Annotated in this window: 6 protein-coding genes; 4 read left to right on the top strand and 2 right to left on the bottom strand. The window is 69.8% G+C overall.

The genetic code is table 11. The features are described 5' to 3' along the window. On the bottom strand, positions 1–761 hold a 761-nt coding region (locus tag VMR86_09010), incomplete at its 3' end, for a glutamate synthase subunit beta (GenBank protein HTO07184.1). After that, positions 761–5,305, bottom strand: coding sequence for a glutamate synthase large subunit (gene gltB, locus VMR86_09015; GenBank protein HTO07185.1), 4,545 nt, complete (start codon positions 5,303–5,305; stop codon positions 761–763). The genes VMR86_09010 and gltB, both read right to left, overlap by 1 nt. Positions 5,306–5,777: 472 nt before the next feature. Here gltB and VMR86_09020 point away from each other — a divergent pair, with 472 nt between their 5' ends. The 4 genes from VMR86_09020 to tyrS form a co-directional block, all read left to right on the top strand. Next, complete coding sequence (locus VMR86_09020; GenBank protein ID HTO07186.1) at positions 5,778–6,116, top strand: hypothetical protein; 339 nt, start codon at positions 5,778–5,780, stop codon at positions 6,114–6,116. Continuing rightward, a complete protein-coding gene (locus VMR86_09025; GenBank protein ID HTO07187.1) occupies positions 6,116–6,403 on the top strand; it encodes a cell division protein ZapA in 288 nt (95 codons plus the stop codon). Before VMR86_09020 ends, VMR86_09025 begins: the two co-directional genes overlap by 1 nt. Then, a complete protein-coding gene (locus VMR86_09030) occupies positions 6,396–6,914 on the top strand; it encodes a 5-formyltetrahydrofolate cyclo-ligase (GenBank protein ID HTO07188.1) in 519 nt (172 codons plus the stop codon). The genes VMR86_09025 and VMR86_09030 overlap by 8 nt, the downstream gene beginning before the upstream one ends. Then, positions 6,911–7,880 (top strand): tyrosine--tRNA ligase (tyrS, locus tag VMR86_09035; protein HTO07189.1); only part of this gene is annotated, 970 nt, incomplete at its 3' end. The genes VMR86_09030 and tyrS, both read left to right, overlap by 4 nt.

The raw sequence follows: 7,880 nt of genomic DNA on the forward strand, positions 1-7,880 counted from the left end.
ACGCCCTCGAGGTCGCGCCCGGGCACCTTGAGATCGCGCGGTGACTCGGCGCCGCCCGTGAGCAGCACCGCGTCGAACTCGCGCAGCAGCTCGGGGCCGGAGACGTCCTTGCCGACGTGCACGCCGGTCCGCACCTGCACGCCCTCGGCGATCATCAGCTCGGCGCGCCGGTCGACCGTCCACTTCTCGAGCTTGAAATCGGGAATGCCGTAGCGCAGCAGGCCGCCCACGCGGTCCTTCTTCTCGAACAGGGTGACCCAGTGACCCGCGCGGTTCAGCTGCTGCGCCGCCGCCAGGCCCGCGGGGCCGGAGCCCACGACCGCGACCTTGCGCCCGGTGCGCGTGGCCGGCGGCTCGGGAGTGACCCAGCCCTCGGCGAAGCCGCGCTCGGCGATGGTCTTCTCGATGAACTCGATCGTGACCGGGTCGTCGTTGATGCCGAGCACGCAGGCCGACTCACAGGGCGCAGGACAGATCCGGCCGGTGAACTCCGGGAAGTTGTTCGTGCGGTGCAGCCGGTCGAGCGCCTCGCGCCACTTGCCGCGGTACACGAGGTCGTTCCAGTCCGGGATGATGTTGCCCAGCGGGCAGCCGCTGTTGCAGAACGGCACGCCGCAGTCCATGCAGCGCGAGGCCTGGGCGCGGATCGACTCCTCCGGCGGGTCGGCGTAGATCTCGAGATAGTCGCCGACGCGCTCGTTGGCGGCGCGCTTTCCGGGCGTCTTGCGCCCCAGCTCGAGAAAGCCCGTGACCTTGCCCATCAGTAGCTCTCTTTTCCGAACTCGATGCCCATGAGCGCGCGCTTGTACTCGCGCGGGAACACCTTCACGAAGTGGGGCAGGGTGGTGGCCCACTTCTCGAGCACCTGCTCGGCGCGCTCGCTGCGCGTGTGCCGGAAGTGCGCCTCGACGAGGTCGCGCAGCTCGCGCTCGTCGGCCTCGGTCTCGACGCGCTCGAGGTCCACGGTGCCGGGATTGCACAGCTCGGCGAAGGAGTGCTGCGGGTCGAGCACGTAGGCGATGCCGCCGCTCATGCCCGCGGCGAAGTTGCGGCCCACGCCGCCCAGCACCACCACGCGCCCGCCCGTCATGTACTCACAGCCGTGGTCGCCCACGCCCTCGACCACCGCGCGCGCGCCCGAGTTGCGCACGCCGAAGCGCTCGCCCGCGACGCCGCAGAAGAACGCCTCGCCGCCGGTCGCGCCGTAGAGCGCGACGTTGCCGATCACGATGTTCTGCGCCGGGTCGAAGGTCGACTCCGGGTGCGGGAACACCACGACGCGGCCGCCGGAGAGACCCTTCGCGCAGTAGTCGTTGGCGTCGCCCGCCAGCGTGAGCGTGATTCCCTTGGGCAGGAACGCGCCGAAGCTCTGGCCGGCGCTGCCGGTGAAGCGCACGCGGATCGTGTTGTCCGGCAGGCCCTCGAGCCCGTGCTTGAGTGACACGGCCGAGCCGAGCATCGTGCCCACGGTGCGGTTCACGTTGCGGATCGGCAGTGACAGCTCGACCGGCTGCATGTCTTCGATCGCCGGCCGGCACAGCCGCAACAGCTCGATGTCGAGCGCCTTCTCGAGCCCGTGCTGCTGGCCGCACACGCGGCGGATCGCCACGCCCTCGTAGGGTGGCACGGGCCGGCGCAGGATCGCGCTCCAGTCGAGTCCGTTCGGCAGCTTCCAGTGCCGGATCTCGGGATCCGCCTCGAGCAGGTCGGGGCGCCCGATCACCTCGTCGAGCTTGCGCACGCCCAGCGACGCCAGGATCTCGCGCACCTCTTCCGCGACGAAGCGCAGGAAGCGCACCACGTGCTCCGGGTCACCGGTGAACTTCTTGCGCAGCTGCTCGTTCTGGGTCGCGACCCCGACCGGGCAGGTGTTCAAGTGACACACGCGCATCATGATGCAGCCCAGTGCCACCAAGGCGATCGTGCCGAAGCCGAATTCGTCGGCCCCGAGCATGGCGCCGATCACCACGTCGCGGCCCGTGCGCAGCTGGCCGTCGGTGTGCACGCGGATGCGCCCGCGCAGGTCGTTCATGACCAGCGCCTGCTGGGTCTCCGCCAGGCCGATCTCCCAGGGCACGCCGGCGTGCTTGATCGAAGTGAGTGGCGAGGCGCCGGTGCCGCCCTCGAAGCCGGCGATCTGTACCGACTCGGCGTGGCCCTTCGAGACACCCGCCGCGATCGTGCCCACGCCCGAGACCGACACGAGCTTCACCGAGATGTCGGCCTTGGGATTGGCGTTCTTCAGGTCGTGGATGAGCTGTGCCAGGTCCTCGATCGAGTAGATGTCGTGGTGCGGCGGCGGCGAGATCAGGCCGACGCCCGGCGTGGCGTTGCGCACGCGCGCGATCCAGCGGTTCACCTTGTGACCCGGGAGCTGGCCGCCTTCGCCGGGCTTCGCGCCCTGGGCGATCTTGATCTGCAGCTCGTCGGCGTTCACGAGATACCAGCTCGAGACACCGAACCGGCCCGAGGCGACCTGCTTGATGGCGCTGCGCCGCCAGTCACCGTTGGGGTCGGGCGTGAAGCGCTTCGGGTCCTCGCCGCCCTCGCCGCTGTTCGACTTGCCGCCGATGCGGTTCATGGCGATGGCGAGCGTCTCGTGGGCCTCGGCGCTGATCGAGCCAAAGCTCATGGCGCCGGTGCAGAAGCGCTTCATGATCTCGCTGGCCGGCTCGACCTCTTCGATCGGCAGCGGCGTGGCGCCGCCCTTGAAGCGCAGGAGGCCCCGGATCGTGTAGTGCTCGCGGCTCTGGTCGTTGATCGACTTGGCGTAGTCGCGGTACTGACTCGCGTCGTTGCGGCGCACCGCGTTCTGCAGGCGGTGGATGGTCTGCGGGTTGAGCAGGTGCTTCTCGCCGCCGCGCCGCCACTGGTACTCGCCGCCGATGTCGAGCTCGTGCTCCGGGTGGATCTCGTGCGGATAGGCGCTCTCGTGCCGCAGCAGCGCCTCGCGCGCCAGCACGCCCAGAGTGACTCCGCCGATCCGGGTCGAGGTGTCGGTGAAGAACTCGCGCACCACCGGCTCCGAGATGCCGACCGCCTCGAAGATCTGCGCGCCGCGATAGCTCGCGAGCGTGGAGATTCCCATCTTGGCGAAGATCTTGAGCAGGCCCTTCCCGATCGCCTTCACGTAGTTGTACTGGGCCTTGTCGGCGGTGAGCTCCGCGGGCACCCAGGTGCGGTCCTGGACCAGCTGCGCCACCGACTCGAACGCGAGATAGGGGTGGATCGCGGCCGCGCCGAAGCCGATCAGGAGCGCGAAGTGCGCGACCTCGCGCGCCTCGCCCGTCTCGACCACGAGCCCGCAGCGCATGCGCAGGCCTTCGCGGCACAGGTGGTGGTGCACGGCCGAGGTCGCGAGCAGACTCGGCACCGCGGCGCGCGTTCGGCCCGCCGCGCGGTCGGACAGCACCAGGATCGACGCCCCGCCGCGCACCGCCGCGGCGGCCTCGTCGCGGATGCGGTCGAGCGCCTGGCGCAGCGCGCGCTCGGCGTCGTCGAGTGACTCGCCCTCGGGCAGGTCGAACACGGTCTCGATCGTCGCGGCGCGCAGCCACGGGTGGTCGATCTGCCGGATCTTCTCCAGCTCCGCCGCGGACAGGATCGGCTGCTCAAGCTCGAGCAGGCGCGCGTGCTCCGGGGTCTCCTCGAGGATGTTGCGCTCGGGTCCCAGCGTGGAGATCAGCGACATCACGCTGTCTTCGCGGATCGAGTCGATCGAGGGGTTCGTGACCTGCGCGAACACCTGCTTGAAGTAGTTGAACAGGATCTGCGGGCGCTCGGACAGCGCGGCGATCGGCGTGTCGTTGCCCATCGAGCCGTCGGCCTCGCCGCCGGTCGCGGCCATGGGCGAGAGCAGGATGCGCAGGTCCTCGAGCGTGTAGCCGAACAGCTTCTGGCGCGTGAGCCGGTCGGACTCACCGTCGCGCTCGGGGCTGGCGTTGCGCGCGGCGAGGTCGCCGAGCTTCACCAGGTTGGCGCGCAGCCACTCGCGGTAGGGGCGGCGGCGCGCGTAGTAGGCCTTCAGCTCCTCGTCGGGGATGATGCGGCCTTCGCCGGTGTCGATCAGCAGCATGCGCCCGGGCTGCAGCCGGCCCTTGTAGCGCACGTCTTCGGGGTTGATCGGCAGCACGCCGCACTCCGAGGACAGGACCACGAAGCCGTCTTTCGTGACCCAGTAGCGCGAGGGGCGCAGGCCGTTGCGGTCGAGCACCGCGCCGATGCGGATGCCGTCGGAGAAACACATGGACGCCGGGCCGTCCCAGGGCTCCATCAGACACTGGTGGTACTCGTAGAAGGCCTTCTTCTCGTCGCGCATCAGCGGGTCGCGGTCCCACGCCTCGGGCACGAGCATCATCATGGCGTGCGGCAGGTCGCGGCCCGACAGCACGAGAAACTCGAGCGCGTTGTCGAGCATGGCCGAGTCGGAGCCGCCCGCCGAGATGATCGGGAACAGCTTGTCGATGTCCTCGCCCCAGACACCGGAGCGGATGATCGCCTCGCGCGCGCGCATCCAGTTGTGGTTGCCGCGCACGGTGTTGATCTCGCCGTTGTGACACAGATAGCGGTAGGGGTGCGCGAGGTTCCAGGTCGGCCAGGTGTTCGTGCTGTAGCGCTGGTGCACGAGCGCCAGCCCGCTCTCGATCGCGGGATCGGCGAGGTCGGGATAGAAGCGCTTCACCTGGTGCGCGAGCAGGAGGCCCTTGTAGACCAGCGTGCGGCTGGAGAGACTCGGCACGTGGAAGCCGCGCACGCCCGCCTCGCGCAGTGAGTTCTCGACCCGCTTGCGCACCACGAACAGCTTGCGCTCGAAGCTCTCGGTGTCGAGCCCGCTCCCGCGCAGCACGAAGAACTGCCGGATGCGCGGCATGGCGCGCCGCGCGGCCTCGCCGATGTGCTCCGGATGGACGGGCACGTCGCGCCAGCCGAGCAGATGCTGGCCCTCTTCACCGACGATGCGCTCGATGGTCGACTCACAGCGCTCGCGGTCACTCGGGTCCTGCGGCAGGAACACGGCGCCGACGCCGTACTCACCGGGCTCGGGCAGCCGGATGCCCAGGCTCGCGCACTCGCGCTCGAGGAACGCGTGCGGCACCTGCATGAGGATGCCCGCGCCGTCGCCGGTCTCGGCGTCCGAGCCGGTCGCGCCGCGGTGCGTCAGATTGACCAGCACCTGCAAGCCGCGCTGGATGATCTCGTGAGACGCGCGGCCGTCGATGTTGCACACGAACCCGACGCCGCAGGCGTCGTGCTCGAAGCGCGGATCGTAGAGGCCCTGCCGCTCGGGTACGTTCGGATCGTTCATTCGCGTTTCCTCGCACACACTCCGAGCGCATGCGCGCCGTGCGAGACGCCGCCGCTGCGGCCGATCCGTCGCTTGCGCTCGGATCCGCCGGAAGAGGGGGCGCCCCCGGAGATCAAGCCCGCCGAGTCGCTACACGTGGGATCCCACTCCCGAGATTCCGTTTCCGAGTGTCCCACCCGTTGAGACATTGAGACCTGGATCACATCAGCGAAGGGAGGACTCACTCGGAAGTGCGCGATTTTCCGGGGATTTTGACGAGAGCTAGGCTAGCGGAACCCGCAAAAGCGTGTCAAGCAAGAAGGGCCCGGGTGCAACTTCGGGAAGCAGCGGGTGCGAGAAGCGCCGGAAGCCGGTGCGAGGGTTCGATTTTCTCGCAGCGACCTGCTTGACGGCGCGCTCCTGCCGGTGAACCATGCCGCTAACCCCCCAAGTGACTGTACTGGTGCGCAGAATGCGCGGGAATGCGCGGGGGATGGCGGTCGTGATCAACGAATCCGCGGACCTGTTCGAGGCTACCTTCGAGCCCAAGAGCGCGGGCGCGCGCCGTCGGGCCGTGCTCGACGACGACCTCTTGGAGGTGCTGAGCCACCGGGTGGAGCGCCTGGTCGATCGGCAGCGCGCGACGCAGCGCGCCGTGAGCGAGCTGCGCGAGGCGCTCTCGGTGCGCGACCGGCGAATCGTCGAGCTCGACGCCAAGCTCGCGGCCAGCGAACGGGCGCGCGACGAGCTCGTCGCCCGGATCGATGCGCTGATCCAGCGGGTCGACGCGCTCATGGCAGCGCAGGACCAGGGCGCCGAGGCGGCGGAGTGATGCACGGCAACGGCTCGAACGGTGGCCGGAGCGCGGTGATCAAGATCCTCGACCGCGAGTACCGCGTGCGGACGGACGCCGAGCAGGAGCACCTGGAGGCCGTGGCCGCGTACGTCGACTCCGTGCTGCGCGAGGTCCGGCGGACCACGCCCGACACGCAAGACGCGTCGGTGCTCGCGGCGCTCAACATCGCGAGCGAGCTCTTGCGCCGCCGCGACATGGTCGTGGTGCCACGCGAGCGCGTGCAGGCGTTGATCGAGCTGTGCGACTCCGCTCAGGGTGAGTGAGCGGAAGGCCGCACTGCGCGCGCAGTTCCGGGGCCGGCGCGGCCACGATCGGTCGGGAGCGGCGCGCGCCGCGGTCGAGCGCGTGCTGCGCATGCCGGCGCTCCAGCGCGCCGAGACGATCGCCCTGTATCAGGCGATCGGCGACGAGGTGCCGCTCGAGGCGGTCGCGCGCCGCCTGCGCGAGCTGGCCAAGCGCGTGCTGTACCCGGTGGTCGTGGGGCCGGAGCTCGAGCTCGCGCCCGACGTCGCCCGGCCCGAGCGCGTGCCGGCCGCCGAGGTCGATCTCTTCCTGGTTCCAGGTCAGGTGTTCGACCGGGCGGGGCGCCGGCTGGGCCGCGGCGGCGGACACTACGACCGCCTGCTCGCGCGCAAAGGCTCCAATGCGATGGTGATCGGAATTTGTTACGCCGATCGTGTGGTGGACGAGCTGCCCGAGGACCCCTGGGACGTGCGCATGGACGCGGTCGTGACCGACCAGTTCCATCTGCTTCCCGGGCGCGCGCCGTCGTGAAGATCTCGGCGGAGCTCGCGCCCTTCCGCGAGCGCGTCGTCGACCTGGTCGCCGAGCCCGAGCTCGAGGCGCGGCTCTCGCGCGGCAAGCCGCTGCGCGTGAAGTACGGCTGCGACCCGTCGGCGCCCGACCTGCACCTGGGTCACACGGTGCCGCTCGAGAAGCTGCGCGAGCTGCAGGAGCTGGGTCACACGATCATCTTCCTGATCGGCGACTTCACGGCCATGATCGGCGACCCGACCGGGCGCAACAAGACGCGCGCGCCACTCACTCGTGACTCGGTGAAGAAGAACGCCGAGACCTACGTCGAGCAGGTGAGCGCCGTGCTCGACGGCACGAAGATCGAGCTGCGCTACAACAGCGAGTGGATGGACGCGATGCCGCCCTCGGACTTCATCCGCCTGGCGTCGCAGCAGACGGTGGCGCGCATGCTCGAGCGCGACGATTTCAAGCGGCGCTTCCAAAGCGAGACGCCGATCGCGATCCACGAGTTCCTGTACCCGTTGGTGCAGGCCTACGATTCGGTCGCGCTGCGCGCCGACGTCGAGCTGGGCGGCACCGACCAGCTCTTCAACCTGTTGCTGGGCCGCGAGATCCAGCGCGCGTACGGGCAGGAGCCGCAGATCGTGATGACGGTGCCGCTGCTCGAGGGCACCGACGGCAGCGAGAAGATGTCGAAGTCACTCGGCAACGCGATCGGCATCCGCGAGCCGCCGAACGAGATCTACGGCAAGACCATGTCGATCCCCGACGCGCTCTTGCCGCGCTGGGTGAAGCTCCTGGCGCGGCGCGAGTGGGGGCTCGCCGAACGCGTCGCCGCGATGGACGCCGGGCGCGAGAACCCGCGCGACGTGAAGGCCGCCCTCGCTGCGCGGCTGGTCGAGCGCTACCACGGCGCGGCTGCGGCGCGCGAGGCAGAGGTGCACTTCGACCGGGTGTTTCGCCAGCACCGCGCGCCGGAGGAGG

This window comes from Myxococcota bacterium (assembly GCA_035498015.1).
GTDB lineage: Bacteria > Myxococcota_A > UBA9160 > SZUA-336 > SZUA-336 > VGRW01.

What these genes read in the sequence shown, in the direction of transcription:
- gltB (HTO07185.1), bottom strand. Translation starts at nt 5,305, where the DNA reads ATGAACGATCCGAACGTACCCGAGCGGCAGGGCCTCTACGATCCGCGC.
- VMR86_09020 (HTO07186.1), top strand. Translation starts at nt 5,778, where the DNA reads ATGGCGGTCGTGATCAACGAATCCGCGGACCTGTTCGAGGCTACCTTC.
- VMR86_09025 (HTO07187.1), top strand. Translation starts at nt 6,116, where the DNA reads ATGCACGGCAACGGCTCGAACGGTGGCCGGAGCGCGGTGATCAAGATC.